This is a genomic window from Pseudomonas sp. 18058, from assembly GCF_902706155.1.
Classification (GTDB): Bacteria; Pseudomonadota; Gammaproteobacteria; order Pseudomonadales; family Pseudomonadaceae; genus Aquipseudomonas; species Aquipseudomonas rustica.
The window spans coordinates 1-403 of record NZ_CACSJY010000159.1 but is presented as its reverse complement, the minus strand read 5'-3'; the positions used below and the strand labels follow the sequence as shown (position 1 = coordinate 403).

General features: G+C 65.5%; 1 protein-coding gene. It reads right to left on the bottom strand.

The genetic code is table 11. From position 1 onward, the window contains the following. Positions 1–403 (bottom strand): KUP/HAK/KT family potassium transporter (locus tag GVL50_RS28625; protein WP_178124234.1); only part of this gene is annotated, 403 nt, incomplete at both ends.

Below are 403 nucleotides of genomic sequence, written 5' to 3'. Positions count from 1 at the left end.
CTTCTCGGTACCGAAGCGTTGCGCGGCGAACACCGCCAGCAGCACCACCAGGGTGACCGGCACGATGAAGACATGAAGTCCGGGCGCGGCCACCTCCAGGCCTTCGACCGCACTGAGCACGGACATGGCCGGGGTGATCACGCCGTCGCCGAAGAACAGCGAGGCGCCGAAGATGCCGAGGATGCCCACCACATAAGCCGAGCGCGAGCCGTTGCGCAGCGTGCGTTGGGTCAGCGCCATCAGCGCCATGATGCCGCCTTCGCCATCGTTGTCGGCGCGCATGATGATGGTGACGTACTTCAGGGTCACCACCAGGTTCAGCGCCCAGAACGCCAGCGACAGCACGCCCAGAACGGTGTCGTGGTCGCTGTTGAGCCCGTAGTGTGGCGAGAACGCCTCCTTC